Raw genomic sequence first — 839 nt, 5'->3', positions numbered from 1 at the left:
TCCAACGGGTTTTTCTTGGACGTCTCATCGCCTAGTGAGACGTCTATTTCTTGGTATGACCTTTTCTCCCGCATCAGGGCATGGAGGATTCGAATCAGCAAATGTGCGGTGGCGACGTTTGCTTTTTTATCTCCTCGTCTCTTACGAATTCGTCGAAAGAATTGGCCGATCCGGTTCGAGGAGCGAGCGTTCGCCCAAGCCGCCTGACACAAGGCCCCTTTCAGATGCTTGTTCCCTTGCATCGTTTTTGACTTTCTTCGCTTTCCCGCGCTTTCGTTGTTCCCTGGACACACTCCCGCCCATGATGCAAACTGCGCATCACTCGGGAACATTTCCGCGACATGCGGCCCCACTTCGGCAAAGATGGTCACGGCAGACGTCCGCTCAATTCCTGGAATGGAGTCAATTTGTTCAATCCTCTCCAGGTACGGTTCTGCCTTCGCCTCGATTCGAGCTTCCAGTTCAGTGATCCGTTTCTCCAAATAGACCAAGTGGTCCCAGTGGTCTCGAATCATCTCCCGATGATGACGGCGCAACTTGCCATTGAGCGCGTCTAGCAACTGCGGAACTTTCTTTTTTAAACGGGTTTTGACCAGGTTTTTAACGGTCACTTCGTCTACGACCTCGCCGTCCATGATCTTCTGGAGCAGGCCCCGTCCTGAAACCCCATATAGATCGGACATAAAGGTGGTTAGCTTGATGTTGGCATCCTGCAGGATTTTGTGAATGCGGTTTTTCTCCGCCGTCACCGCCTGCACCATCTTACTCCGGTAACGGGTCAAATCTCGCAAATCCCGGATGTCCTGTTCTGGCACCATACTGCCTTCAATGAGCCCGCA

General features: G+C 52.3%; 1 protein-coding gene. It reads right to left on the bottom strand.

Annotation, left to right across the window (positions count from 1 at the left end; all coding sequences use genetic code 11):
• Positions 1-839: IS110 family transposase (locus ACFSX3_RS21995; protein ID WP_379313269.1), on the bottom strand; the 839-nt coding region annotated here is incomplete at both ends.

The sequence above is a fragment of the Paenibacillus rhizoplanae genome (assembly GCF_042684125.1).
Classification (GTDB): domain Bacteria; phylum Bacillota; class Bacilli; order Paenibacillales; family Paenibacillaceae; genus Paenibacillus_AQ; species Paenibacillus_AQ rhizoplanae.
The sequence above is the reverse complement of the archived record's forward strand: the minus strand, read 5'-3'. Positions and strand labels throughout refer to the sequence as shown.